General features: G+C 40.7%; 19 protein-coding genes and 1 pseudogene. 8 read left to right on the plus strand and 12 right to left on the minus strand.

Annotation, left to right across the window (positions count from 1 at the left end):
• Positions 1–252, plus strand: a 252-nt coding sequence (locus tag DYY65_RS12390; protein WP_236561668.1) for a hypothetical protein, incomplete at its 5' end; no start/stop codon positions are given.
• Between the two features lie 81 nt (positions 253–333).
• On the opposite strand, the gene DYY65_RS04525 is transcribed toward DYY65_RS12390, so the two are convergent.
• The 5 genes from DYY65_RS04525 to DYY65_RS04545 form a co-directional block, all read right to left on the minus strand.
• Positions 334–1,059: a 7-cyano-7-deazaguanine synthase gene (locus DYY65_RS04525; protein ID WP_370519295.1), complete on the minus strand. Its 726-nt coding sequence runs from the start codon at positions 1,057–1,059 to the stop codon at positions 334–336.
• Positions 969–1,805: a 6-pyruvoyl trahydropterin synthase family protein gene (locus tag DYY65_RS04530; protein WP_162476794.1), complete on the minus strand. Its 837-nt coding sequence runs from the start codon at positions 1,803–1,805 to the stop codon at positions 969–971. The genes DYY65_RS04525 and DYY65_RS04530 overlap by 91 nt, the downstream gene beginning before the upstream one ends.
• A gap of 91 nt (positions 1,806–1,896) precedes the next feature.
• Positions 1,897–3,795, minus strand: a complete 1,899-nt coding sequence (locus DYY65_RS04535; RefSeq protein ID WP_162476795.1) for a hypothetical protein — start codon at positions 3,793–3,795, stop codon at positions 1,897–1,899.
• A gap of 2,438 nt (positions 3,796–6,233) precedes the next feature.
• Positions 6,234–7,466, minus strand: a complete 1,233-nt coding sequence (locus DYY65_RS04540; protein WP_162476796.1) for a hypothetical protein — start codon at positions 7,464–7,466, stop codon at positions 6,234–6,236.
• The gene (locus DYY65_RS04545) at positions 7,463–8,938 is read right to left on the minus strand and encodes a COG1361 S-layer family protein (protein WP_162476797.1); all 1,476 of its coding nucleotides are present in this window, start codon (positions 8,936–8,938) and stop codon (positions 7,463–7,465) included. Before DYY65_RS04545 ends, DYY65_RS04540 begins: the two co-directional genes overlap by 4 nt.
• 472 nt (positions 8,939–9,410) lie before the next feature.
• On the opposite strand from DYY65_RS04545, the gene DYY65_RS04550 reads away from it, so the two are divergent.
• Genes DYY65_RS04550 through DYY65_RS04560 form a run of 3 tightly spaced genes read left to right on the plus strand, consistent with a single transcriptional unit; the run spans position 9,411 to position 15,304 of the window.
• Positions 9,411–10,142, plus strand: a complete 732-nt coding sequence (locus tag DYY65_RS04550) for an ABC transporter ATP-binding protein (protein WP_236561669.1) — start codon at positions 9,411–9,413, stop codon at positions 10,140–10,142.
• Complete coding sequence (locus DYY65_RS04555) at positions 10,126–13,875, plus strand: hypothetical protein (protein ID WP_162476798.1); 3,750 nt, start codon at positions 10,126–10,128, stop codon at positions 13,873–13,875. Before DYY65_RS04550 ends, DYY65_RS04555 begins: the two co-directional genes overlap by 17 nt.
• Positions 13,876–13,933: 58 nt before the next feature.
• Positions 13,934–15,304: an ABC transporter permease gene (locus DYY65_RS04560; protein ID WP_162476799.1), complete on the plus strand. Its 1,371-nt coding sequence runs from the start codon at positions 13,934–13,936 to the stop codon at positions 15,302–15,304.
• Between the two features lie 125 nt (positions 15,305–15,429).
• On the opposite strand, the gene DYY65_RS04565 is transcribed toward DYY65_RS04560, so the two are convergent.
• On the minus strand, positions 15,430–17,238 hold the full coding sequence (locus DYY65_RS04565) for a M3 family oligoendopeptidase (protein ID WP_162476800.1): 1,809 nt from the start codon (positions 17,236–17,238) through the stop codon (positions 15,430–15,432).
• 406 nt (positions 17,239–17,644) lie between these two features.
• Between DYY65_RS04565 and DYY65_RS04570 the strand changes: the two genes are divergently transcribed.
• From DYY65_RS04570 to DYY65_RS12930, 3 genes and pseudogenes are all read left to right on the plus strand, one after another.
• Positions 17,645–17,926 carry a peptidylprolyl isomerase gene (locus DYY65_RS04570; protein WP_162476801.1) on the plus strand — a complete coding sequence of 94 codons (282 nt, stop codon included), beginning with the start codon at positions 17,645–17,647 and terminating at the stop codon, positions 17,924–17,926.
• Between the two features lie 289 nt (positions 17,927–18,215).
• The gene (locus DYY65_RS04575; RefSeq protein ID WP_162476802.1) at positions 18,216–18,773 is read left to right on the plus strand and encodes a macro domain-containing protein; all 558 of its coding nucleotides are present in this window, start codon (positions 18,216–18,218) and stop codon (positions 18,771–18,773) included.
• 173 nt (positions 18,774–18,946) lie between these two features.
• Positions 18,947–19,211, plus strand: a pseudogene (locus DYY65_RS12930) (UBP-type zinc finger domain-containing protein).
• A 480-nt stretch (positions 19,212–19,691) separates the two neighbouring features.
• Here DYY65_RS12930 and DYY65_RS04585 read toward each other — a convergent pair.
• A complete protein-coding gene (locus DYY65_RS04585) occupies positions 19,692–20,342 on the minus strand; it encodes a hypothetical protein (RefSeq protein WP_162476803.1) in 651 nt (216 codons plus the stop codon).
• Between the two features lie 834 nt (positions 20,343–21,176).
• On the opposite strand from DYY65_RS04585, the gene DYY65_RS04590 reads away from it, so the two are divergent.
• A complete protein-coding gene (locus tag DYY65_RS04590) occupies positions 21,177–21,554 on the plus strand; it encodes a hypothetical protein (RefSeq protein ID WP_162476804.1) in 378 nt (125 codons plus the stop codon).
• Positions 21,555–21,658: 104 nt separating this feature from the next.
• Here DYY65_RS04590 and DYY65_RS04595 read toward each other — a convergent pair whose 3' ends face one another.
• The 5 genes from DYY65_RS04595 to DYY65_RS04615 all read right to left on the minus strand — a co-directional run bounded on the left by DYY65_RS04595 (position 21,659) and on the right by DYY65_RS04615 (position 25,439).
• Positions 21,659–22,192: a winged helix-turn-helix transcriptional regulator gene (locus DYY65_RS04595; RefSeq protein WP_162476805.1), complete on the minus strand. Its 534-nt coding sequence runs from the start codon at positions 22,190–22,192 to the stop codon at positions 21,659–21,661.
• 84 nt (positions 22,193–22,276) lie between these two features.
• On the minus strand, positions 22,277–22,597 hold the full coding sequence (locus DYY65_RS04600) for a hypothetical protein (protein ID WP_162476806.1): 321 nt from the start codon (positions 22,595–22,597) through the stop codon (positions 22,277–22,279).
• A gap of 412 nt (positions 22,598–23,009) precedes the next feature.
• A complete protein-coding gene (locus DYY65_RS04605) occupies positions 23,010–23,294 on the minus strand; it encodes a hypothetical protein (RefSeq protein ID WP_162476807.1) in 285 nt (94 codons plus the stop codon).
• Positions 23,295–23,994: 700 nt separating this feature from the next.
• Positions 23,995–24,282, minus strand: coding sequence for a hypothetical protein (locus DYY65_RS04610; protein WP_162476808.1), 288 nt, complete (start codon positions 24,280–24,282; stop codon positions 23,995–23,997).
• 827 nt (positions 24,283–25,109) lie between these two features.
• On the minus strand, positions 25,110–25,439 hold the full coding sequence (locus DYY65_RS04615) for a hypothetical protein (RefSeq protein ID WP_162476809.1): 330 nt from the start codon (positions 25,437–25,439) through the stop codon (positions 25,110–25,112).
• Positions 25,440–25,504: the final 65 nt, after the last annotated feature.

Genomic DNA, 25,504 nt, shown 5'->3' on the forward strand with positions numbered 1-25,504 from the left:
TTATTAATGTTGGTTTCCTTTGCTGTACTTTATCGCTATGCCGTATTCTTTAGTGACGGTACACGTAATATGCATCATAGCAACTGTGTTTTTTTTCTTGATAACGCTTTTTATTTTCGTACTGCTTTCAATGGTTGTGCTCTCGTCAAGACCTATCGGAGAAGAGGCAGGAAATCTGATGATTCTGGCACTAATCCCACCATCAATATTAAGCGTTATTTTCCTACGCAAAGTCATAGGAACGATGTATGATCGAATGCAGGAGATGGTGAATAGGCCTACATAGAATGTCTAGATATTTTCAAGTTGGCTCCTCTTGAACATTATAAAAAATTACAAATGCTCTTTAAAAACAGGATCGCTGATCCCAAGAGACTTGAATGCCTCCAACCTTTGGCGGCACGCAAAGCATGTACCACAATGCCTTCTACTTTTTCCATGGCAACTCCATGTCAGTTCGAGTGGGACATGTAAGTTAATGGCTAACCCGACAACTTCTTTCCTGCTCATTTTTCCAACTGGAGTCAGTATCATACACGGGTCATGACCAGAAATGGGTGACCCCTGCTTGAACAATAAGTTTATTTTATCAATATAATCGGAGGTTGCATCTTTGAAAAAGGTTCCGTCATGGTCGTTATGACCTCCTATAATCCACTTTATCCCTAGTGACTCTGCAAAATGTGCGGCAATAGAGTAAAAGATCAGATTCCTTGAGGGGATATAGGTTGGCAACCTGTCGTCTTGATTTCTTTTAACGGTTTTTCCCAAGTCCGAATATTCCCTGACAAATGGGATGTCTATCTCCAGTAAGCTTTCAAAACCTGCGGCTTTGGCAATTTGAAGTGCAGCCAGCTTTTCTTGCTTTGCCCTGTCGAAACAATTGAATGTTATCAATGAGACATTAGTAAATTTGTTCTTTGCCCAGTACAGACAGGTCGCAGAGTCAAGCCCACCAGACAGTAAAACTAGCGCAGCTTGAGCATTTTTTTTACGGCATCTATTTCTGCAAGCATATGTGCACCCTTGTTTACACCCTCGTAAATATACACTCCTAATGCTTCTACGTTTGAAGGCATCTTTGGTGCCAACAGTTTTATTATTTGCGTTGATAGGGTTTCTACCGTTGCTTCACCAGACAACAAAAATGTTGTATTTTTTGGCAGTTGCAAGTTGAAGTATCCGCGTGGTCCTTTGAATGAAACAAAATAATGGGTGGCATCCTCTTTTTGCAAGTATTTCTTGCTAATAAAGAATTTGTGATCAATTGCATTCAGAGTTTCTTTGATTATTTTTTTTGCGTCTCCAAAGTCAACAACAATGTTGTTTTCCATGCGACCTATAATCTCCACCATTACTGTAGAGGTGTGACCGTGCAGTATGGAACACTTATCAACCAGGGGAAGGATATGTGCGTAATCAAATGCCAAGGACGGATCCTCGATAAAGATAGACCCGCTTTCTGTACTTGAACCATGATCATAATAAAAAGGTGAGTCCAATTCACTAACTTTGGCCGCATATTTGGAGTGACCAAAGCCGCAAATCTTGAGATGTGGAAGGCTTTTTTTAATCGAATAGTATTTGTTCAGATCTGCTTCTGAGTCTATAACCTCTACATATTTGTCACCAAGCTTAAAATCAACTGTTGTGCTCTTGTTTTGAAGTCCTAATTGGACATCATATTCATAATCTAAGCCCAAGAATGCCAAGATCTTAGAAAATGAATACTCTGCCCTACTCCTGAACAAGTTGCCTTGTTTATCGACATATTTAACATCTTTATCGAGCACAACCCTTTCCATTGAGAGAACTAGAGAAGGTGCTGCGACATATAAATTCACTCACACACCCAGATGACTTAAATTCTCCCTTATGGCCAGTCCCCTTCTTCAGTTAATTAGAATTCACTTGACTCGGTGAGGGAATAAAAATGGTATTTTTCTGGGTAACACCTGCAGCGGGTGGTGCAGTTGACACATTTTCATTAGTGCCTGTCTTAAATGATTCCGCCCCCATAACACGCATTCTGTCCACAATATCTAGGGCAGCAGCAATTCCGTTCAAATGGTTGGATGAAGAGTCCGATGAGCCATTAGTTATGTGGAGTATAGGAGTGGCAATTATGAAAGGTGTCTTGTCATTGTTATTTGGAAGTTGGGGCTGTTGACTAGGAGAAATTTCCGGAGTAAGCGGGGTAGAACTGGAGGTATTTTTCTGAGCGTTGGGCACGCTAACCTTTGAACTGTTCACTATTTTCTGAGCGGTTGGAACGCTAACTTTTAAACTGCTCGCTATATTGACTGGCGCGGTTGATGCAGGGATTGTCACTTTTCCAGTAGCAGGCGGTGCAGAACCGGTACTAGCCTCGCCAAGAGCAGTTGGGATATAAACTCTTCCATTGATCTTACCATTGATGTTTTCCAAACTGGTACTAACGTTCTGTTTTGGGATTAATGGCATTGACTCATGCGGCTGCAATCCAGACTGTGGACTATTTGAGATATTTGCAGATGCTAGAGGCATAGATTCTGGTCTATTGGTCGAATTAAACACGTTGTTTTGAGCTCCGAAAATCGGAATGGGATGAATAGTATGGCTAACACCAGTTACCGGAACAACCTTTAATGCCTTCGTTATCGAATTATTCTGATACCCAGGGGCAGATGCACTTAACGTCACCCTATAAGAACCACTTGCGTTACTGTTTCCTGCAATGAGCCACGAGTATCTGACTTTGCCCTTATTGTCTGTCACTCCTTCCAATTTCTTAGAGACACCTGTCGGGTCAACAATTCTACCAAAAACTGTTGCTCCCGCGAGTGCATGGGATTTATTCCCATCTGTAACACCTAAAGTCATGTTTTCCCTCTCACCTGGTTGCGCGACACGTTGCGACATATGGATGGACATTGCCAATGGACTTTTACTGTTAGCACCTTTAAACCCAGGGCTAGACACCGGCTTTTCGGAATTGTTAGATACCTGATCCATAGAATTACTCTGACTTTTACCTTTATCATTGCTGCTGGGAGCACTTGAAGAATGCCCACTACCTGAAGTGTTATTCTGGTGGGTACTAGTTTGGCTTTTGGCGACTATGCCGGCAGTGGAGAGCAGGGTAGCTGCATCGACTTTTGTTAGCTGAGTAGGCTGACTCTCTTCTAAAGTTCGATTTTTATTCAAGACATTACCGGCGGTCGTTCTGACGGCGGATTGACTTATTGGTTTTGTATCGTTTGTCTTTACCGTCTTGACTTCTGCGGGCGCGTGAGTTTGAGGAGACGGTTGGGCAAGTTTCTCATTTGTGTAAGCTGGGCTACTTGCACTATTTAATTTAGCTCCTGGACTTGAAATCCCTGTAAAGTTTAGGCTATAGAACTTTGCGAGCATCGATGCTCCATTAGCAGCGGTACTATTGTTACTTTCGCAGGCCAATTTTGAAGTGACTTTATTTGTTCCAATCTTAATTGATGTATAAGATGGAACTAGATAATACACCCATGTTGAATAATCGCTTGAATTATTATTACCAGCACCACTGAGGGCCTTGTGATAAGGTTTGATGCCGTTCACAATGACATACACATTGCAATGCAATAAGTCACTGTGATTCGAAATGCCGTTTATCTTTAGACTATTTGTATTCGCTGGGATCTGCTGGCCTCTAGTCGGTGATGTTATCTTTATTCCGAGTGGATTTGCAGCCTGCTGCGCATTTGCAGAGTTAGCTAACATAGTGGAAATTAGCAGAATTGAGATAAGACCAGACAAACAAACTGATTTGATAATCAATACAGATTGACGCCTCCACATTGATTCTCACAGCGCACAATGTTAAACAAATGACATTCGCTGAAGCCATAAAACGCGGTTAAAGCACTTTCCGTTAACTCTTTCCAAGTACGGTCTATAACTCGGTTCCACATTGAATTAACAATTATAGTATAGGCCATTTCGATCTTATCACCTGCTACACATATTATATGAAATTCGATTAAGGCTCCAATAAAAAAAACTCAATCGAATTTAATACTCATATATTTAGATGTTATAATACAAATGAACTATAAGAGTCAATTTAGCTATAGCCTGTTCAGGATGCATTCTTAATGAAATTTTATAATTAGACTAGACTAGCCGGTTGGTATGGATAACTGCCATATAGTTGTAATAGACTCTTAACCGACAAAGATTGAAAATTTAGGTTCCACGAAGTTAAAATGAATAATCCATCTTACGTTATATAATGCTTGGATTAATGATATGCTTTTAATCTGTTGGACCAGGTGATGAATTAGGAATCACAATCGTCTTTGGAGTTTAACATCTAACAGACTGTGTTTGCCATCTATATGCTATTGGATTTCATCTAATTAAATTGTCTTAAACACCATCGTGCTGAATGCGACAAAAAACAAAAACAAAAACAAAAGATAATAGTCCAAAATCCCCTTTAAGACACAGCTTTACAACACCCATACTGGTTATAGTAGATGAAAAATGTAGATCAATTTCGTCCTATTCAGAAAATAAGAGCTCGTTAACTGTGTAACAAAATAAGGTGTGGTTAGGAATAAAGTAGTTGCTGGCCAGATCTCTTGTGTTCTTGACATCCTGCAAGCGTGCTTGATTTTTGTTAGGTCTTCAAATTCAAATAACAAGCTTCGGCCCTTTCAAGATCACTTCAGTTGATGCTACTAATATAATCGCCCTATAGAATCTACCATAGTCTGAATATATCAGAGTGGTACTACTAACAATACATCTGATTGACTTCAAATATAATATTTGAAAGAAACTTTGAGTGTTGGACTTGGATTTGCAATATCTTTATTCTGCTCGTGGTCATGCTTTTATTATAGGTCTGCAAATTACATGCTACCAAAGCAATGTCTGATTCCAACATCATCAATGCTCTTCAGAATGGTAATTGCAATGGCGGGGTTTGTCAATCCCTCTCGTGTATAAATGGTTTGTCAATCGAGTTCATCTCGGACCATACCCCGTGTTTCCTCCCGTGTCTTCCAAAGCCCTCTTTATGAACCCTTAATATAGTTTAGCTGTAGTCGCATCCTAGCCTTAATTTTGCAACATAGTCAGTAGATAATGATAATCCTTTGTTTTGAACAAACTTCGAAAAGTCAACGAAGATCAAAAACGAGGATTTAATATTAAGCAGCCGGTTCCAAAAATGCTAATTCTCAGTCCATGGGACTGCATTGACCAATCTAGCCGAATCACATTTGGCCTGCGATCTTAACACAACGAACCATTCCTTGTGAGTAGATTTAGGCGGCATCCAGCAATTTGCAGAATGCCGCCACGGGGTTTCTGATATCTGTGGTGCCGAGAATCAAGAGTATCCCAGCTGCCACAGGTAGCGCAGAGATTTTATAAAAGCAATTTGATACGTTCGACGAATGTACCTCAACGTAAACAACAGTAGGATTTTTGGAAGAGCAACGAATTTGCAGTCAGTAATTTGGAGTAGCGTGCTAAATCAGGTTGTCTTATTGTACAATCTCTAATTCATTGCTCTTTCCTTTTTTTCGTTCACGAAGACTCAAATAAAGAAACAGAAAAATGAAGTACAATCTTATGCGAGTTTAGATATGCGTTTATTTTTGTATCCGCCCTAATCGAGTCATTCTAGCCATGCGCTACTGAGTTCGGAAAACGAACAATAGGCTGATGGAAAATTGAGATATTGCAGGCATAAACAATACTTGTCACTGAACGATCGGTTAAATGGATTAAAGTTGGCGTACACTTCAGGTTAGAATTGTGATGGTGATGGTGATGGCTGAAACTGCTGTTCGCATATGCGGAGTAAGAAATTGATGTTAATATTAACATAGGCATTGATGTTGCGGCGAGTGCTGCAAAAGCGAATATAATTAGCTCGGTTGTTTCCATTGTTTTGCTTTCAGGAAATATCATTTATAGGAACTTGGTCTGTCTTCTTTAGAACCAAGTAGTAAGCTAATCTAAGCTTGTTTATTGAAGATGAAGTTTGACAGAAGATTCGATTAAAGATACTGTTTGAATAAAACGGTCCCTTTAAAGGTACACATACTCTAAACTTTTATGCTTTAAATGCCAGTTGTTGGCATCAACGCACACACAAAACACTGAATTGGAGTCAGTATTCAAATCGCTTCAAAAAATTGAAAGGTTATTACCTGAATCCTGTCCTCTTCTATTCTTGTGCTTGCAGCTAAAGACTTCTTTTAGGTCTGGAAAGGAGCTCCATTCCTTTTTCCGTGCTTGGCAATGGCGCTTGTCTCCTTCATGAATTCATTTTCTAAAGTTGGCAGCTTTATTGTAGACATCAATTTCATATAAGCTGTAGTGAATGCTTTGCGCCTATCTTTAGTTAATCGCAGAAACAGGTATATACCTGCCGCTATGGCTGAAATCAAGAGACAGAACAGTACTACCGACCAAGGAGATGAAGGTTGAGGTTGTTTGGGCTCTATCTCAAGGGGACTGGTAACCTCTAATTGATGGATATTCTTCAGGCTATCACTATATGTTATTTTTAGCAACACAGGATAAGTACCTGTGACGGGAATGCCAGCAGCTCCTAGACCACCGAATTGAATAACTGAAGAATTATCTCCAGCGTTTGTTTGAAATGCAGACTTGTCTTTGGCAGTCTCGTAGGCTGTCAATTTGCTTAGACTAGTAGACCTAGCAACTAATAGATGCACAGCTTGTAAAGGCATAGAGAACGAACGAGGAAAACTTGAAACGATATTTCCAAGATATCTGGTAGAATTCGCAGTAAGAAAGGTTTCTGGATTATTATTGGGTGAGGAGGACGAGGGTAACGAGATTTGAGCATGTGATTGGGGTTGGACTTGTTTCACCATCTCTACGCTGGCATAGAGTGCCGGGGTGTTTCCCTCATTCAAAATGTTTCCGACAAGCGTGGGAGTGCTTCCGTTAAATTCAACCCTAAGATCATTCAACTTCAGCTGGATGTCACCGACTACCATCGCACCTAAATCGAAGTTGGCTGATTTCACCTGGTGATCATTTTGAATGTATTTTATTACCACAGTAAACACTACAGGATTATTCATTAGTGATACAGGTGCAAATACTTGGGTGCTAAGCACTTGGCCTGAAGAGGATGCAATAGTTGGAATATTCCAGCTTGAAGGGCCCAAAATTTTGACTAAACTATTCTGCGGAGTTAATGAAACTGCTAGGTCAGTTATTGAATTCTGCCCGGTGTCTGAGGCAGGTAATGGAACAGCGTTGTCATTATTTATAGCAAAAGTTACGTTTTGAATCCTTCCGGCGGCTATTTGGATCAGCGATGGACTCGTGTTATGCAGTGTGCTTGAATTTGAAAGCTGCAATTTTGAAATGCCATTTTCAGTATTAGCTGTGTCTGATGGTGCGCGAATAAACGATGCAATGGTTGTTAACTCTCCTCTTCCTGATGTCGTCATTGGAGAAATTGAAAGTGGAATTGAAGGGGATGATGGGGATGAGGATGATGGGGATGAGGATGATGGGGATGAGGATGATGGGGATGAGGATGATGGCTTAGACCAGACTGAGGAGATATTGGCAATATTTGAAGTCCGATAATTTGACTTATGCTCTTCTTATTGCCATAGGCATCATTGTATGCAACTTGCAAATTTAATGTCTGAACTGTTCCTGCTCCCGCGATACTTGGATAGATCACAAGTGTGACCTTCGCAGATCCGCCAGGAGATATGGACCCAATATTAAAAACCTTAGAACCAAGAATCACGGTGGACGAAGAGGGGGCCTGAGGTGCGATACCAGTGGTTACATTGGTCCCGACTGTGACTGTGGTGCTAGATGGGGTGGTACTAGTTAACCCAGCAAATGAAACTATTACTCCGCGGGCAGTAGCAGAGCCGACATTTCTAATGGTCAGCTTGACTGCATTGGGATTTCCAGGAATGAGATTTAGAGTCTGAAGCAAGGAAGAGGAATTAACAAAGGACGTAAGGTTCGATAACGAGGAAATAGAAGGCGATGAGGTGGTTACGTCCAGTATGACTTTACCACTTATCTTAAATGGCACTGTTATAGTGGCAGTTCTAAATTGTTTTTGTCTTAACTCAGTAACTTTCACATAGCCAAGTTTCATAGATGCAGTGTACTGATTTCCTGCTTGAGCGCTACTCAGAACCTTAACCGGAAAGTATAGAGTGAATGCGCCACCAGGATTAACGACTCCGTCGTAACTAGATAACGCAGTGTATGGATTGGAACGGGGAATGCTACTATGTTCTGGCGTAAGGACCGGCTCGAACCCTTGAGGAAGTTGCAAAGAACTCGTTATTCCGGTAATGGCTGAAAAGCCTTCATTAATAAGCACTACAGCAAGCAGTGACTGGCCCTCGCCAGGCCCCACCTCTTGTTTTATTACAGGGAGTATGCTCTCTCCTGGTGTTCGCGAGGAGGTCGTGCCAGCAACAAATTGATCTTGCGCTGTGTTGTAAGTCCAATAAGAGTTGACGAAATTTACCTTAACTGGTCCCCGTATGTTAGTAAAATTCTGGACTATACGGATAGTAGTGAAATTAGATCTCGCAGCTGTCACATTAGATGGTTTGGTACCATTAGCGGAAGCAGTAGCATTAGCATTAGACGATCTAGCAACATTCGTGGTGCTAGAAGGATCATGTACACTAGAACCTATACCACTTGTATGGACTGGTTTGAATGAAGACTGACCCATGGAGAGTCCTGGAAGCGAATCTGACCAAATTTTTAATGCTTGTTGTTGTTCCTGGGGAATTGTATTACTCGATGTTCTAGCTAAAAGTGTCCCGGTTAAAGTAGTAGATCCCAGAAGGATCGTGATTAAGCTTATTGCAAGTATAATATTACCTCTTAAGTTCGGAGTACTATTATTTCTAACATACCAACGACTGGACATATCGAAAGTGTCGAGGTTCTAATTATTATAAAGGTCGCTTAATTCTTAAAAAAGACGGTACCTAGCAACAATCTAAAAGAACTCTTGGATATGTTTGTATACCTATTACTTTTCTGACAAAAGCCGACTAAAATTTTGTAATAAGCTTTGACGGCGACTTTTGACCTCTGCATACATCGGGCATACGCATCGATTTCAGGAAGTTTGAATGGAAGGCACAGTACATACAACTTTTATGCAAACTATCGTTGGCACTCATGAATCTGCCTATTTTGCATCTTGGCATTGTGTTAAAAGATTAAATTGACAGATGAGAGTCAGAAAAAGCCTTGGATGGTGTGTTCGTCGAATGTATCATATAGTTTTATAGGAATTGCGGCTTTTGGATCAATACTAAGCAAAAATTTTAGAGGAAACAGTAAATAATGTCAACCGATCAAACAACAGATGTCGTCAAGGAGGTAGTTAAGGCTTGATTCCTAGTGCAAGTTACGAGGCTTACAGCTCTGAGGCTACTTTGGCTGTTGAGAAGCTAACAAAAGTCTATGATTCGTCAATGGGCAGGGTGATCTCACTAAGTAACGTTAGCTTTTCTGTAAATAGAGGCGAGTTTGTAGCCGTAGTTGGACCCTCGGGCAGTGGAAAGTCAACCCTTTTGAACATGATAGGTGCTCTTGACAGGCCAACCTCGGGCAAGGTATTCATGAATGGAATAGATATCTTTTCGTTAAATGATTCCCAAATTGCTGAAGTAAGGAACAGTACTTTGGGCTTCATTTTTCAATCCTACAATCTGATCAATCGAACATCTGTTTTGAAGAATGTAGAATTTCCTGGGATTACAGGCGGCATGAGCGACGCTGATAGAAGGAGGAGAGCATTAAAATTGTTGAATTTCTTGGGAATAAAGGACAAAGCAAAATTCAAGCCTACAAATCTTAGTGGAGGTCAGCAACAGAGAGTGGCCATAGCAAGGGCCTTAATGAATGATCCAAAGGTGATCCTTGCAGATGAGCCTACTGGGAACCTAGATACAAAAACAGGAAATGATGTATTTAATCTCATGACACTTTTGTCACGAAAATTTAAGAGGACCATAATCATGGTTACACATAACCCCGAACTTGCTGAGGCAACTGACAGAGCCATACATATCAGAGACGGGAAAATAGAAAAGGAAGTCATAAATGTTGAGAGACATTAAGTTACGGGATAAAAAACTTGTGTCGTGCATAACTCTGCTGTGCGCCGTTGCCCTAGTATCAGGCACCATAATATTGCCTGTAATGACGGGTGTATCGTATGCAGGTTCTTTTTCAGTTCTACCAGTTTCAACTTCCTCTAATACTGCGAGTTCCAATTTACAATTAATTTCGCATAGTGAGTCACATGTCGATCCACCCCTACTGGCACCGGCTGTCGCATCACCCATATCCTCTTCATCTCCAACCAACATCCAAATAACTGCTGGGAAAGTACAACAAATAAGCTTCAACGTCAATACCAACAATGCCGTTAGTGGGCCTTTCATGGTTCCATCAGTATTAACGAATTTGGCTGTGACTCTGGCTTCACAAAATACGTCAGTAAGAATTTTGGGGCCTTCAAGCTGGAGCTTGCCCAGTATACCAAGTTCTGGGAAGGTATTAACTACAGACGTCTTTGCATCTACATCTCTTATCAGCAGCCCAGTATTTTTTACAGTCTCTATACAATATATCCAAAATAACCACGATGTGAAATCAGCATCTTTTAACCTGGGGGCTATTGTGGTTGGATCTATACAGTTAAGCACAAATAGCTTAGGCATCAGGTACATCGGAAATACACCTAATTTGGTAGGCAATGTACTAAACGAAGGAAACACTCCCGCCCAATTTGCTAGCGTCGAAATGGTTAAACAACCTAACGACCAATTTCCATCTACATCAAGCAGGCAGCTCAGCGGTATTTTATTACCTACTTCTTCGCAATACTTGGGTAACATTGCCGTGAACTCACCGGTACCCTTTAATATTCCCCTGCAAGCTGTTTCATCCCCAAAGGCTCAAAATTTGAACAGTCCTTCTAGCTTACCACCAGGAAGGACTTTCACTCCTGCTTTCGCCAAAACTGTTCTGGAGCAACCAAATGATGCGAGCGTAACAGGAACCAGCAATACGCCTGCCCCTGGAACTTATCCCGTCTCAATTCGTGTTACATACGTAGATGATCTCAAGAATACCCGACAAGCAATCATCAATGGCTCGGTGAATGTGCCCAACATGCAGCTAGGGTCCACTGCTCCTGCAAATACTGATAGTAACAATACACAGGGGGGGAATAATCTTCCAGCACAACTCGATTCCCAGTTGAGTTCGACAAACGGATTCGTTGATGCCTACTGGGCATCCAACACTGCAAGAGTTACAAACGGTAACGGAACCATAACTTCTTCATCGTTGCAGGCAACACCTGTACCTGTTCAGCAAGAGGTAGGACCAGGTGATGGTCAATCGATTCTTGCCGTAGAACTCACCAACACTGAATTTTCGACTATTAATGGTATAACTGCCTACCTCACGTTGCCTCCCGGATTTTCTTCTACCACCGGCGGACTGGTACCTCGCATAGTTAGCACCACGAGTGCTCCAGCCTCTCCAAATCAAGCACAGCAGATTCACCAGCAAGAGATCGCAGTTGCAACTTATAACAACGTAGTTACCGCCGGTCAAGTGTACACAATTTATTTCAAAGTGAATGTCGATAAAAGTGCAACGCTAGGAAGACATTTGGCTTCCCTTACATTATATTATTTTAGAGTACCCGAGCTTCAACCTGGGCTATATCGCACGCAGAATTTTGCGGTCCCATTTGTCCTTCCAGGCAAAGTGATTCTTGATACTGTACCCACTACTACTTCACTTAATCCAGGCGTTTCAAATGTGGCAAAGATACTACTAACCAATATGGGCACTGCAACTGCTCACGGTGTTGTTGCCACTATTACTAGCATTACTGGTAACAGTATTAGCAGCAACGCTGGCAGTAGTACAACCTCCTCATCCTCAGGCGGTGGTACTAATTCTACAGCAACAACTCCTGGCGCCCAGATTACGACGATCACTCCGCCTTCTACAATTCCAACTGTAAATATTGGAGCCAGAACTTTTAACATTGGAACCATACAGGCTAACGGCAAAGCTGAAATAGACCCTATAATTTACCCATCATATTCATCTGGTGGAACTTTACAAAATCTAAATTTGCAGCTAACTTACACCAATTCTGTTGGTCAAGCACTTTCATCTTCATCTTCAGTGGGGTTTTTGGTACAACCTACTCCTCCTCAAGCTGGTATAACTATCAACCCGTTTGCTGGAATGACAGTGAGTCCGAGCCCGTCAACAGGCAAGTTCAACAACAGTACTTCAAACTCAACATCGACTGGTAAAGCAACTAACGCGACAAGTGCGACTAGTACGAATGGCCTTACCACACATTCTAGTCGCCAGCTGTCATCAGGTGTGAACTCTACTAAACCAGGCAATCCAGTTGTTTCCCATTCAAACCAAGGACCTGCTAATAACTTGAGCTCGAAGAATCCTAGCCTTAATCAAAATCATAGTAGTAACTCAACTTCTGGCATATCTGTCTCTCCAGCAAGCTTCGATGCCAGTCTCGTACCCAAGGCTTTTGCATACGACAGAGCATTAAAAAATAATAACAACAGCAGTGGGTCACATGCTGCCCAACCCAAGCATGGATTCTTGGGGGTAGCAGATACTGCCTACAGTCAGAAACAAGATCCCCCTGCCGCAACTCCCGGCGTTCATAGAGGTACAGCGGAAAGCATAAACCCCAGCCAACAAGCGAATAGCAGCTCCTTGATACTTGTTGCAGGCAACACCGAGAATATGCAATTTAGCGTCTCTAATAACAATGATTTACCAATTACAAACGCAGTAATATCAATTGCTTCCGAAACTGCTGGCCTCAAAATTGTAGGAGACACCCTATGGAGTTTACCGAGTATGGCTCCTCATACTACACACATCTTTGCTACAAAAACATTCGCATCGACGACACTAATCGCTCAACCTGTCTCATTTCTTGTGACCATGCAGTACATATCTCAGGGACAATCACAAATTGGTTCATTCACACTAGGTGGAACTGTTATTGGAAGCATCAAAGTCAGTGCTAACGGTTTAGGCATTAACTATATCGCTGGTATACCCAATCTAGTCGGAAATTTGCTAAATGAAGGGAATACTATAGGGCTCTATACTACTGTTCAACTCACTAATCAACCATTTCCTGCTAATGGTACGGCAGGTAATGGTCAGCAGCAACAACAACATCACCACGGTCAGGCTGGTGCCAATAGCCCTGGTAATACCCAGGGTGCCTCATCTTCGGCTGACGCTTCTCGTACAAACTCTCCAGCGTCTAGCCTTCCACCGCCACAGTATTTAGGTGATCTTCAACCTGACTCACCTTTACCGTTCAGTATCCCTCTTACTGTAAACGTGAATAATACGGCTCCTGGAGTTTATCCGGTTAAACTACAGGTCACATATAGCGATGACTTGAAAAATAGTCACACAATCTATTTGAATAACAGCGTTCAGATCGTCCCACAACCAACCCAAGAACGCACAGGACAAAGCGCAGGGATCCTCGGACTGTTAACAGGCACTGGTGGCGGTCATGCCGGTGGTGGTCATCGTGGCGGTGGCGGCGGCAGCCGTGGACTCCTTGGGCTTCCTTTGTTATTCTGGATAGTGATTATAGCGATAATCATAGTAGTTTTGCTGTATATCAGAAGACGAAGGAAGAGATCCAGGGCCGCCTTCTTGGCTGCCACGGTACCGGATGAAGCTGGACCTAGTGAAGATATTGAATCGTTGATTGATGGATCGCACAAGTCTTTAGATCCTAAGAAAGAGGAGTGACATAAAATGAAATTTGATATTCGATATGATAATATTGAGGAAGGGAGATTTTAAGCCTATGGGTTTAAGAGAGGATTCCCTCAAAAGCGACGGAAATTCAGCTCCAAACCCCAAATCACGGCTTAAGGCCGCAAGGGCAGTACCTGCCGCTTCCAGAATACGAAAGAAGAATGGTAGTAAGAATTTTAAACAAATTTTCGTCTTATCTTTTGATGCTCTGAAGGAAAGGAAGGCAAGATCTGCTTTAACGATATTGATGGTTGTTGTTGGTGGTGGTTTAATGATTGCTATTAATGGTATGAGCGCAGGTCAGAGTGCTTTTGTAACCAAGCAATTAAACTTCTTAGCTCCTAATATAATGTTTGTCAGCTCCGGCCAGCACGGATTTCGTGGTCCTGAAGGTCCACCAACTATTATCTTTAATTCAGAAGTTGTAAATCGAATAAAGTCACTGCCGTATGTACAACAAGTTATTCCAGAGTACCAAGGACAGCTACAACTAAATGCCATGGGCAATGTTGAGAATGCTCAAGTTATGGGAATGGATCCAACCAAACTTGTGGTAATTGCTCCTTCTTTGCAGCTGGTACCTGGCTCTTCTATTCAAGCAAATAATCCCGCAGGCATATTAGTAGGCGACAGCGTAGCCAATCCTCCAGGATTGACAACTCCGTTTGTGACAGTGGGTCAAACTGTGAAGGCAACTTATTCATATGCTGATCCCACTACAGGAAAGCTCCTAACAGCATCAAGAAGTTTTGTGGTGACTGCTATACTAGCACCTACAGGCAATAACCAAATTGACAAAGCAGTAGTAATTAATGAAGCAACTGCTAATTCTCTATTCCACAAGTCTGGGAAATATGATTCAATGGCTGTTGCTGCAATATCTGGTGATTATGTTGATGCAGTACAACAAGAGATTACTAGCATTTATGGCAGCAACAATATAGGAGTGATTACACCAAAGGCAATCCTGCAGACAAGAGAGAGATTTCAAAGCGGAAACAGTGCCTTTATCTTAGATATAGCATTTATTTCATTACTTGTTGGGGCTGTAGGAATAATAACCACTCTCTATACGTCAGTTAATGAAAGAGTAAAGGAAATCGGAACCATGAAAGCTATCGGTGCAAAGAATTCGTTTATTCTTTCTCTGTTTATGAGTGAAGCATTACTGATTGGACTGATAGGGTCAACCTTGGCTATAGTTATGGGGGTGAATCTGGCATACATACTCTCGGGATTTTCTCCAGGAGGTGGAGGACCAGGAGGTGGCGGGGGTGCATCTTCACATATTAGCCCCATATTCATACCACACGATATTCTTAATGTATGGATTCTTTCGGCATTGTTAAGTTTGGCAGCAGGGATATTTCCTGCATGGAAAGCCTCGCGTCTATCGCCATTAGAAGCACTAAGAAGATAAACTAAAATAAAATTGAAAACAAAGAGAGCCATGACTTGAAATAATCCTTAAGGAGTATTAATAGGACCACTTTTGTTACTACTCGCTAATATATTCTTGACTTCTTTTTGCTAGAACCATTGAACCTAATCAAGGTTTTTTAATTCCTGAACTTTAGCAGCTACCAAATCGAAACCCTGCTGCCAGAACTCGTCTTTTGTTATGTCTACCCCTGATTGCATCAATAATTGTTCAGGCTTTTGTGATCCCCCTGCTGCCAGAATTTTGAAGTATTTCGGATAGAAGGTCTCCTTATTCTCAGATCTATATTGTTGGTATAATGACAGAACTAGCAGGTTGCCGAAAGAATAGGCATAACAATAAAACGGAGAATGGTAAAAATGAGGTATGTAAAGCCATTCCCAGCGAAAATCGCTAGTAATACTCACTGAATCTCCAAATTGTTCAACTAGGTTGGCGAAGTAGAGGTCTGAAACTTTATCTATTGTCGCGTTCTCTTCAGCGATAATCCTGTGAGCATCAATTTCAAAAAGCGTAAAGTACGCTTGACGCATTATAGTAGCGTACATGTCATCCAGCTGCTCAGCAAGTAAAATCTTTCTCTCTTTTAGTGGTATACGTTTAGACAATGTCTCGTTGAGCAACATTTCAGCAAATACCGACGCAGTCTCAGCGAGCGGTAAGGGAGCGTCCCAGACCAGAATCGGTTTGTCAGCTGAGGCGATACTATGTATTGCATGCCCAAGTTCATGCGCCATAGTGGAAACGTCCCTTGTTTTGCCATCAAAGTTCAGCAGTACATAAGGAGACAGCTTTGGGGACAATGAGGAGCAAAAGGCGCCTCCCAGTTTGCCCTTTCTGATTTCTGAGTCTACGTGCTTTTCATTAAAGACTCTTTCCGCATATTGCCTGAATGTAGGATGAAATCTTCCAAACGTCTCAAGTACTGTATCAACTGCTTTAGGGTAAGCGAATTTTTTCTGATCGGTTGACTTCAAGGTTAAAGGCGCGTATAAGTGAGATCTTTGCAATTTCTTGATGCCTAGCATACGGGCCTTTTGTTTGAAGTACTCGTGAAATACCTTCGAATTGCGCCTACAGACGGAAAGCAGCGTGTCAACCGTCGAGTCATCTAGGTCGTTGTGGATGTTCCTGACTGAAATTGGAGAGACATGTCCTCTCATACCAATATTTTCGTCTCGCCACTCGATTACACAGTTTTGATATATCTCGCCCAACACACCACTGTTTGCCTTGTATACTCTGAATAGAGCCTCATATGCGGCTTTTCTCTCCTCTGGCTTTGTACTCCGTGTGAGCGACAGTAATTTTTCCTTATTGGTAAATTTTTTCTTGATCATCTTTTTACCGCGCTTGATCATGGCCACAAATTCGAAACCGCTGGTCATTCTATCGTAAATCTTAATCAATGCGCTCGTACCCGTTACGCCTAGGGTAGTAATGATTTTCTCTTCAGCCTCGGTAAGGGTATATTTTGCAAAAAGACGTTGATGCGTTAGATACTGTCTGTAGATTGATGGCATAGACTCGATCAAGCGCTGTGCGGTATCTGAGCTTGCTTCTTTCTTGAACCAAAGATCAAAGAAGAGTAGTCTATTAGATAGGGTTGATCCGAATACCCCTATTTTTGTTACCAAGGCTGCAAATTCATTTGAAGAGGTGTTGGCAGCATAGCTCAAATGAGCGTAGCCTCCAACTATACTAATCATTTCTGAAATTTCTTCAATAGAATGAAGGATGCTTTTGAAATCAGAAGACGATATTTCATCACTTAGCTCTTTGCGCCTGTTCTCAACCTGTTCCACTCTAGTAGCGATTGAAGCCAGAAATTCATCAAATTTGTTTCCTTTTGGTTCTTCGAAAAGGTCATTTAATCTCCAGGATCCTAGCTTAGGCCTTAGTAGTAGGTTCATAATAAGTGGGCTAGTCGCGGCTTATTAGTGTCTATCTACCGGGTGATAGAAAAACTGATGATGATTCTTAAGACAACCAATTAGAAACTGTGGTATCTCATCTGGACTTTTCAACATACCCGCCATTGTAGCTCTCTCTATTGGCTGGAATCAATATTTTGAAAATTCAAAAAGTTTAGTGTGACTTTTCAAATGACGATCTTTCCGACTATTTGCGTAGGGATGAGCCGTGCAAAAGCGTCTATCCTAATTAAGATAAGTTGGCTTACACCATACTTATACAATTCTGCACAATCGAACAAATCAATGTCAACACACTTATGCTAATTGATATATGCTAGTAGTATTGATCCTAATCGCTTTTCAATATAGTAATATTTAGGTTCAGGATAAGAACATCCGGGATTTGGCAGACAAAATAAAATGTTCACACATTCTTGTTAAGAAACAGAGTGAGGCAATTGAGATTATCGAACGATTAAAGAAAGGAGAAGGTTTTGCAAATTTGGCACGAGAATTATCTATCGATAAAGGGAGTGCAAAACGAGGAGGAGATTTAGGTTTATTCGGGAGGGGCATGATGGTCAAAAATTTCGAAGATGCTGCATTTAGGCTAAAGAAAGGCGAGCTTACACAAGAACCGATAAAGACAGAGTTTGGGTATCACATTATAAAGAGGGCCGGATGAGACATTGATAAGATTCATTATCTAATCGTGCCGCTGCGGGAGCGCGAAACGATCCCAAAATCATGAAATTGCATTAATCCGAATTTCTACTCCAATCGTAAGCTTTTCAGTTAGAATTCGGGGCGCTCTTTTAGTATTGTTCTTAATATTGTAGTATTGTTCTTAATTCCTAGCTTTAGTGTCGAGATTCTGGAGTTACAAATGGTGATCCGTACGCCTGCGCCATTAAATATAACCTAAAGAAATATCCAAGATTTAATAGAAACGATCTTGATAGTTGTCTCAGCATTTGAGCATCATAACAGAAATAAAACTAGGTCATGACAGAATTCTCAGGCTCGTAAAGGGCGACATAACTGAGAGGCAGGTGGATGTAATCGTCAATGCTGCTAATTCCTACTTGAAACATGGTGCAGGTGTCGCTGGAGCGATTGTAAGGAAAGGAGGTACCATTATCCAAAAGGAAAGTGATAAGATAGGCTACGTAACAGTCGGATCTGCAGTTATCACTAATTCCGGAGCGCTTCCTTGCAATGCAATAATACATGCGGTGGGCCCAAAAATGGGCCAAGGAGACGAGGATCACAAATTAAGAAAGACAATTCAAAGTGCATTGAAGCTTGCTTCTGAGCGTGGCTTTAAGACTATTTCTATTCCTGCAATAAGTGCGGGTGTATTCGGATTTCCGAAAGACAAATGTGCTAGGATCCTATCGGAAGAATCAAAGAATTTCCTAAAAGAATCTAGCAAGAATATGACGTCAATTAATTTGATTGAGTTTTGCATACTAGATGATGAAATATTAGATTTTTTCAAAAAGGAGTTTTCGTATAAGATGCAGCCATGATTGATGCTCTAAAATTGATGACGGAGAGATTTCCAATTTACAGCATAACATATGGCGTCTTGTGAAGATGTGCTGTGATGAATAAGTCAGAATAAGAGGCCATAAGATACGCCTTAATATCAAACATGCACACAATCGAAAGATTTTTGTGTTTTTATTTAGCTTAACCTATCGTGCATGAACAGAAAAAAGAGTGTCAGCATGATACTGAGTCAAACAAACATGTTTCGCCTAGAACGGAAGGATGCGAAGAGTGCGAGAAGGAAGGATTGGATTGGACTAAGAATGTGCCTCACTTGTGGCCATGTAGGATGTTGTGATTCTTCCGTTGGATTACATGCGACTGGGCACTTCAATCAAACGAAGCATCCCGTTATGGTCGCACTTCCTAACAGATCATGGAAATGGTGTTACATAGATAAAAAATACATTCCGTAGATCCTTCTTTTGCCATTGAATTGAGAAGTTCACGAGCTAATATCTCATTTAAAATTGGCAGAGAAGATCCCTTTAGAAAGTCTTCCCATGGTACTGGATTCTTATTAGTTAAAGTACACTTGTAAATCTAGATATTGGTCAGAGCAAAAGTAAGATGCTTCTAGCAGCCAAACTATCTGGCAAAAGTTGCATGGAGAGTATTTGGTCAGTTAGGGGGGTTTATTTCTCTGACGCTAAAGTCCTTTACGTCCATATCGTCAATATTGTCCCATCTGAAGATTGCAATTGGCCCTCCCCAAGTAATAATTTGATTATCCGCACCGCCACAATTAGGGTCTCCGCCTCCCCATTGACCGTAATCAACATAACTAAGTACCTTATGCCAGTTATCATTATTGTCACTGATCCATTGTTCTAACTTTACTGAATGCCCATCTCTGAGGTTATAAAAAACCGCTTTTATCCCTATCCACTGACCGACTAACGGAGAACATGAAGTTTTTCTGGATCATTCGTAGTATATCCTATAGTGTGTTCCAGGTCCTTCTCAAATTTAACCCTGCCGTCCACGTATGTATTTGAATGGTATGTGGTTGCTTCACACTGCCTCGAAAGCCCACCGATCGTTCCAATATTGTGGGTATTTCTTCCGCCACGGGCAACCAGTTCTATATGGGCAGGGCCGTTTTGGGTTGACTGAGTAAAGCTATTTACCTTGAAGTAACCAGTCATTTCAACATTTTTCCAGTCACTGGGGGATTGAATGTATCCTTGAGAAGCCAGGGCTCGCTGGTTAAGGGACGTAATTAGATTTGGGTGATATCCTGCTGAGGTCAACACCCCTAGACGTACCTCTGTGCTTTGAACTTTCCAACTCCCATCCTCGTTTTGTTGAACGAAGGTCGTTTTTGGACCCTCACGGCCAATTCTTGAATCTCCTGCCGGGTTATTCATGTTCATAAACCATTCCTCTCCCCCAGCCTCTGTAGGGTAAATTTCCTTTATCCCGAATTTGTCAGTGCCTGCAAAGTGGTGCCTTGGAGACATTAAGTAATAATTATAACCTAGAATGGTAAATGCTAATATTCCGAGCCCAACAAGACCAGTTCCTATTAGATTCTTTTTGTTCATAAGTATTCTAATTTTCTATTTTTAATGAGACTACCTTCGGCTATTATTCTAACAACGTAAGCTCATAATATCAATGATATGAGTTTATTTCTTTCATTAAATATGCTATGTTTTTGCAAAGTGTTAACAAATCACCGATCATATTTTCCGAAACAATTCTTTAAATTTGAAAAGTTGTATTATTTCAAAATATCAATTGCGCTATAATTTAGTCGAATAATCTACAGGTCTAAGAAATCATCTATTAGTACCCTAGTAAATTTGCCAAATTTGAGACAATCTTGAAAAAGATACTAGCCAATCACAGTTCTAGTATTGCATCTGGTATGAACCATCACCTTTATGCCAACCTAGTGCACATATAAAAATCGATGTAAAATGTTACTTCAATTAAAAAATTTCAGTAGAGTATTCGACGAACATACTAGAAGGGCTAAGATGACTCGGCTTGCACTTAACAATGTGTTCTAATCATGGTGATGGTGCGCGCGCGCGATTCTATAATATTTCACTCCAACGTCGTGAATTGCAGGGTAATGGCGCTTGTAAAGATCCGACTGAACTCATAGAAGAATTTCATGGCATGAAAATGATGACTACATCTTGATTTGAAACACACCCAAAGGCAATAGAATCCTAAAATCTCGTCAAACCTAGAATTGACGCATACGCATCTTTGTAAGATTAGAACCGCTAGTAATCCGAAGGATGACTGATAGAATGATTATTATTCCGCGTTTCATGGATGCTAATCAGGTATTACGCATAGGGAGGTTGTAGAAATTATGATGATAAGTTATAGAAAGTACGGGGATACGACAAGTGGATAAGAGAATGTTAATTTTAATTGCTGCTGGCATTGTTGCCACAGTTTTTGTCTACTTTGGACTACAAACCTCGCTATTATTTCGGACCTATTTTTCGACACCGATTTCCGCTGATGAAGCAGTCTCAATTGTTGCACACAACCTAAATCTTACAAAATACAGAACGAGCGACTTCTCGACTAGGTATGTGTATCTGAGAGGCGACGGCGGCATTTTTGCTTCTGATATTAACTCTAATGTCATAGGCAAACTCATAGGCAAAACGCAGCCGACTCTAACCACTGGGAACTATTTTGCGTGGGAGATAAGACACAATCATAACATCTATTTTCTTGATAGCACAACCGGTGAGATTGTTTCCCCGTCAAACTCCAGCTCTAGTTAGCCCTAGAATACGTGATTTTGAATTGTGGGAAATTGCATCGATGAGGTTACTATCTGCTTTAGCTAAGTAAATAATGCTTATTGTTGGCGAGGAAATGCTACCTATCAAAATTCACCGAACATCTCGTAATATGCATCGGTTACCTTCTCCTGGAAGCTATTACCGTACTTACGTAAAACTTCATTTATGGCATGACTACTAATAATGCCGTAAAGTTGGCTATCTTGTCCGTAACTTACTGAAAGTATGCCGGCCTCTGAGATCCGTTTCAAATGCCAAGATACGGTGGAGGGTGCCTTTTGAATAAACCCTACTATCTCTCCAAATGTACACGAATCATGTTCGAGTATGAATGATACGATTTGCCTTGCAACCCTATTTCTTACGCATCCCAAAATATTTGACTCCTCGACTGAGATATTAAGGGAGTAGTATCTGGTCCTTCTACCGTCGTGTCGATCGACCCTGACTTGGTGTGACTTTTCAAGAATTTTTAAGTGATATTCAAGTCCGCCGTTAGTTAGACCAGTTAGCCTGAGGAGCTCTCTATATCTTATTCCAGGACTCTCTTCGATTTGGTTCAGGATTAATGATTTGCTACCATGCCTTGACCTTTGGTAATTCTGATAGGAATCCATTTCTAAATCTGTTACTTGTCCACCTTTAGTACGCCGATTCCGAATAAGGCCAACATAGTCAGGAGGAATATATGAGGTAACTCGCTAAAGAGGTACCATAATTCTATTCGATCCATCAACGATTTGAAGTAAGAATATAAGCTCAACGACTAAAAGCGATAGAAATGCAATCGTTGTATACAAGACCTTGATACTTCCTGTCCTTCGATAGGTGAGAATGGAGACCACTATAAGGAAAATCGATATAGTAATGCTTGCAAGGTGTATAGAGGTTCTGTACACAAAGAACGGATGATTGATTCTTGGGAGTATTATAACTGGCAATAGTATCGCAATCACCAGTCCTGTTATTGTAAGCAGCAATTTGGCTTTGTTAGTCTCAATCGGTTGCCCAGTAAGTTTCATCAGATGTCTGGATCTATCCGATCTCCGATTAATAAGCGAATAGATAGGAATTAACATCTTAAACAACAATTGGGTTGACTGATTATTCAATATTATAAGTTAGACGCAGAAGGATTATAATTTTTCCAGTATGTTCGACGAATGTACTACTCTTAAGCTCAGCCTTTTAATATGGGTTATAAGCTGAATACTCTTCTACCGTTGTTATAAACCCGAAAATCTCAGATTCAGGTCGCATAGACTTACGGACATAGCATTGAAAATAAGAGAAGTCCTTACCTATCTAGGATCGAAACGGTCAGTAATTGGAGTCAACTCAATTTAGGGTTATCTTGAAGATAAGTAGGCTAAAGTATGCTCTATTCCATTAACGTCCTTTGCAAATCAGTCTCTAGTGGCATTCACCTTACGACTAACCCTTGTTAGTTTTTTGTCTAATCTCGTCAATTAATTCAATCTCTTTCTTTATCATATTGTGTATCTCTTGAGTAGTCCTATGTTGCGTTTGAATTATCTCATCTAGATAATGATGTTGTCTTTTATCCACAACTAAAATCAATAAACCAATTCCTAACGAGATTATGACATCCATCTCCCTGTTCTCTATCTGCCTGGGCACAATATCTGTATAATAAAAAAATATAACAGAGACACCGAGTGCTATTAATCCCACAACTATAACTTGCATCTCGTTCATGTGTCGTTTATGTGAATCAATACATATTTACACTTTTTGACGATCAAAATAAAATTAAGCAATTACTCGTAACAGATTTGAAAAATATAGGGCTTGTCGACTATCCTTCCAATCTACCCAAGGAAAGGCATATTGAATGGAAGTCGCAATAGTCGAGATATATTGAGTAATGGAACAAGTCAGGAAAATAAGATCTGGATAATATCAATACGAAATTCAGCTTTTGTAACGCTTTATATTGAACAGCCGTTTGAAATGATTCAAGGCAGCCGGCATTATATGTAATTTATGAAAACACGATATTCTAGCTTGCACTATAAGATAACATTATACCATGCAATAGTTAGTAAAGACCGAGAAATAACAATAAAGAGATAGTGGCAGGCTTCAATGCTTTATATCTTCTCAGCCACGCATATATTTTCAAAAAATAGGTCAAAGTATACTTAAACCCTTTCACACAAGTAGTAACAAAGTGAGGTCAAAGAGGATGCGAAACGCAGTAGCATTATGCCAGTGACGATCGAACACCCGACCTTATCCTATTAATCCTTAATAACGCTTTATCATAAAATAGTTGTCCACAAATAGTGGCCTAATTGTCGCAATTTATGGACTCAAATGGTATTCCATTATCATGACATATTCTGCAGCTGAAGAAATTTCTGGCTACATTAACTAACCAGACGTTATACACAGTTTAGAATTTTTTGAAATGTATATCCTTCTTTGAGGTATACCTTCCGAACCAAAGCTGCGTATATCCATTATGAGTGCTCATTTGAATCAATTCCATACCGGTGGTTTTTCTTATCTTTTCCATTGCTTTCGCATCTGCAAAAAATTCATTTGTCTTGAATATCAAGAATTCTTTATTCCCATCTTTTATATACTCAAAGCTGCAATCCTTTGTGCTGTCAAGAGCATCCCATATCCATTCCTCGCATTCATCAATAGGCAGTTGCACCGTGTGGTTAGCAGGAGTCATGAACCGACCTTGCAATACTTTAATTTTTACCTAATAAGATTTATAGGTTAGCAGCTTTTGTTGCAGCTCAAAATTGCGAACGAGAGCCCAATTGTAAGGATCATACTTTATCAGGTAGAAAATCCCGCTATGTTTGCTACGTAATGCATTATCTACGAATATGGTAAGATCCGCATATTTATTGCTGGATTTACAAATTCAAATTAGAAATTCGGGCTTTCCGTGCTTCATTAACTTTTAGCCAGCGGCCCACCTTCTTTTCAGCCCGCGTTAATATTTTTGCCATGGCCTAGAATGCTTGGCAAGATGGCATGTTTCGGAACAAAAATAGTCGTCACACATGTAACAAAAAATTGGGTAATCTTGGGTTTTCTTACCACAATTACCGCAAGTTGAAGCCATATCCATACTAAATTATAAGAGTCAGCTACAAATAATATTTTTCTGACATACCTCCCTCTCAAGAAACCTTATGCGAGTCCATTGGCAATCTTTTAAAGCGGAACAGGTACTTTTGTAGGTGCCTGCAGAACAGTGACCCGGGTTTCTGTTCCGTTCACCGAAGGTCACTATCATGGTGAAGGGAAAAGGCCAAACACGGAACTGGCCCGTAATAGTCCCTTCGCCTGCAGGAATCCGATTTCGTTAGCAGTAAATTGGATTGGGATTCTGAATGATATCGAACTATTATAAAGTTTAATTACTAGGTAATACTTGCTCACTTATAAGCTCTAGTAGACAGGGAATCGAAAGTGCAATCTAAACCGAAAAGGTTCTCGTACAGCAGAGCCAAAAGATATGTGCTATCTTTCAAGTGGGGTCGGTCATCATCCCACACGCTTCATCTTAGAGCCACAATGAGGGCAAGATATCTGTTTATGCTGAGTGCCGCAATTCATACAATAGTATTTTAACGAGGAAGATTGGTTGCTGTTAAAAATTGAACCAAACGTCGAGCCTGCTCCGCCGATACCTCCAAGTCTTTTCATCATAATTCTTCTCATGTACAAGTTTATTATTATGAATACTCCAAAGATAGCGACCAATGACACAGGAAAAGGGATCAGCATAGATAATGTAATACTAATGCCAAAGGATACCCCTATCCAAAGCAACTGATTGAGTAGAAATTGCTTGTTATTCCCACCAAAACTCATGTTAGTTCATAAGTATATCGCACTTCAAGGTTATTAACCTAACCATATAAAGGCTCACTCGCACT

Source organism: Nitrososphaera sp. AFS (assembly GCF_009898475.1).
In the GTDB taxonomy this organism is placed as follows: Archaea; Thermoproteota; Nitrososphaeria; order Nitrososphaerales; family Nitrososphaeraceae; genus Nitrosopolaris.

Excerpts from the sequence above, each read along its gene's own strand:
- DYY65_RS04560 (WP_162476799.1), top strand. The coding sequence starts at position 13,934 with ATGGGTTTAAGAGAGGATTCCCTCAAAAGCGACGGAAATTCAGCTCCA.
- DYY65_RS04615 (WP_162476809.1), bottom strand. The coding sequence starts at position 25,439 with ATGAGTTTTGGTGGGAATAACAAGCAATTTCTACTCAATCAGTTGCTT.
- DYY65_RS04530 (WP_162476794.1), bottom strand. The coding sequence starts at position 1,805 with ATGGAAAGGGTTGTGCTCGATAAAGATGTTAAATATGTCGATAAACAA.
- DYY65_RS04585 (WP_162476803.1), bottom strand. The coding sequence starts at position 20,342 with ATGAACAAAAAGAATCTAATAGGAACTGGTCTTGTTGGGCTCGGAATA.
- DYY65_RS04595 (WP_162476805.1), bottom strand. The coding sequence starts at position 22,192 with ATGGATTCCTATCAGAATTACCAAAGGTCAAGGCATGGTAGCAAATCA.
- DYY65_RS04590 (WP_162476804.1), top strand. The coding sequence starts at position 21,177 with ATGTTAATTTTAATTGCTGCTGGCATTGTTGCCACAGTTTTTGTCTAC.
- DYY65_RS04565 (WP_162476800.1), bottom strand. The coding sequence starts at position 17,238 with ATGAACCTACTACTAAGGCCTAAGCTAGGATCCTGGAGATTAAATGAC.
- DYY65_RS04545 (WP_162476797.1), bottom strand. The coding sequence starts at position 8,938 with ATGTCCAGTCGTTGGTATGTTAGAAATAATAGTACTCCGAACTTAAGA.
- DYY65_RS04605 (WP_162476807.1), bottom strand. The coding sequence starts at position 23,294 with ATGAACGAGATGCAAGTTATAGTTGTGGGATTAATAGCACTCGGTGTC.
- DYY65_RS04540 (WP_162476796.1), bottom strand. The coding sequence starts at position 7,466 with ATGACGACATCAGGAAGAGGAGAGTTAACAACCATTGCATCGTTTATT.
- DYY65_RS04600 (WP_162476806.1), bottom strand. The coding sequence starts at position 22,597 with ATGAAACTTACTGGGCAACCGATTGAGACTAACAAAGCCAAATTGCTG.
- DYY65_RS04555 (WP_162476798.1), top strand. The coding sequence starts at position 10,126 with ATGTTGAGAGACATTAAGTTACGGGATAAAAAACTTGTGTCGTGCATA.
- DYY65_RS04610 (WP_162476808.1), bottom strand. The coding sequence starts at position 24,282 with ATGACTCCTGCTAACCACACGGTGCAACTGCCTATTGATGAATGCGAG.